Source organism: Parvibaculum sp., assembly GCF_030694575.1.
Taxonomy (GTDB): domain Bacteria; phylum Pseudomonadota; class Alphaproteobacteria; order Parvibaculales; family Parvibaculaceae; genus Parvibaculum.
On the sequence record NZ_JAUYUS010000102.1, the window covers coordinates 1 to 1882 of the forward strand.

The 1882-nt window shown below is 64.9% G+C and carries 1 protein-coding gene and 1 pseudogene; both read right to left on the minus strand.

Annotated elements, in window-relative coordinates:
* Positions 1–142 precede the first annotated feature (142 nt).
* On the minus strand, positions 143–1384 hold the full coding sequence (locus Q8S60_RS14805) for an MFS transporter (RefSeq protein WP_305276039.1): 1242 nt from the start codon (positions 1382–1384) through the stop codon (positions 143–145).
* Positions 1385–1653: 269 nt separating this feature from the next.
* Positions 1654–1882: pseudogene (locus Q8S60_RS14810) on the minus strand (4-hydroxyacetophenone monooxygenase); the annotation flags it as partial.

Sequence of the window (1882 nt, forward strand, 5' to 3'; positions counted from 1 at the left end):
GGCACGCTTTCCTTCTTCACCGCCACCACCGTCTTCGGCACCGCCGTCGACATCACCTTCTCGGAACTCATCATCGAGTCCTTCATGCCCGGCGACGCCTTCACCGCCGCCGCCGTGCGCGAGGCGATGGGCGAGTAGCGCGTCACGCCGGGGCAGCAACCCCGGACGCGACGCGGCGCCGCCATGCCGCGAGGAGGAGCAGGGCGGCGAGAGCGATGGTCAGCATGAAGGGATATTTCGGATCGAGTTCGTAGAGCCCGGTGCCGAGCACGGGTCCGAAAATATAGGCGGCTCCCATCCCGGCTCCGACGACGCCTGCCACCGCTCCCTGTTCGTCGGCCGACACGGCTATGGAGGCCGACGACATGATGCCGGGCGTGAGAAGCCCCGCGCCCACGCCGAGTGCGCCATAAGCGGCGACGAGCGGCCAGATATCGGCGGCGAGAGAGATCGCGACAAGCGCCGCGAGATAGATGACCGAACCGGCGCGCAGCAGTACCGGCGGGGCCAGCCGCCCCCTGCCCGCCACCACGCCTTGCGCGAGCAGCATGCCCACCGCCAGCGCGCCGATGGCGTAGCCGACATTGCGCGCCGTCTCGGCCGATGTCAGCGAGAACATGTCCTGGAAATAGAAGGCGGATGTCTGCTGCAATATCGCGACGACCACGTAGAGAAGCAGCACCATGAGAACATAAGGCAGTATCCGTGCGTCGAATGCCTTCAGCTTCGCCTTCGGCTCGCCCGTATCGGCGCGGACAGGCTCCTTCACGAACAGGCCGATGACAGAAGCAGCCATCAGCGCCAGCACGGCGGATGCGTAGATCGGCACGAGCAAACCGAAGGATGAAAGCAGGCCGCCGAACAGAGGACCCGCGACGGAGCCGAAGCCGAAGGCCGCGCCGACCAGCGCCACGCCGCCGGAGCGGTTCTCGACTTTCGTGATGTCCGCCATATAGGCCGTGGCCGAGGGCTGGATACCGCCCGACGCGAGGGAGAGCGTCATCCGTATACCGATCAACATGCCGAAGGCCGTCAACGGGAGGACCGCGCCGGTCATGCCTGCCTCCATCGCGCCGGCAAAGGCGAGGCTCGTCAGCGCATAACCCGTCAGCCCCCAGGCGATCGGCCGGACGCGGCCGAGCCTGTCGCTCAACCGGCCCCAGACCGGCACCGCGATCGTATAGGCGACCGCGGAGAGCGAGATGATCGAACCCATGTGAAGTTCGGACAGGCCGATTTCGCGCACGATGGGGCCGCCCACCGCGAAGAGGAGCGTTTGCCCCATGGCGAAAGTCATCAGTCCAAGGAGGATCAGGGGCACGCTCGCGCGGCTTGTGCCTCTCCGTCCTTCTTCGGCCGTGTTGCCTGCCCCCGCCTCTTCCATAATCCGCCCCCGCGCCGCAAATTAACTGCAAATGATTTGCATTATTAATTATAGACCGGCGTTCCTGTCAAGCCGGCGACCGGTGGGGCTAGAGGGCGGGGACAAGTTTTTCCAAGGCGTCCGAAAACGCGCTCCACGCGACACAGCTTGTCCCCGGTTTTTTCCGCCTGGGACGCATCAAAAATTACGTATGACATTTTTATGACAGTTCGATGACAGTCGGGGCCGGAGAGGTATTTGGATACCCCATCCGGCCCTTTTCGAAACCGCTATTCCGCGGCCGCGACCCGCACCCGCGCGCCTTCGGCGCCGGCGCCCTGCGCGCTTGCCGTCCGTGTACGGAGGTTGAATTCCGCGAAGTCCGGGCGCCGCGTCCGCCACCAGTATTTGAACGTGTAGTTCGCCCAGTTGTTGGTGACCTTGCCTTCGGCGGTCTTGTACCAGCTCGTGCAGCCGCTTGCGAAAACGGAGTTCGCGTTGTCGGCCTGCACGCTCTCG

Coding starts and splice junctions, on each gene's coding strand:
- Q8S60_RS14805 (WP_305276039.1), bottom strand. CDS start 1,384: ATGGAAGAGGCGGGGGCAGGCAACACGGCCGAAGAAGGACGGAGAGGC.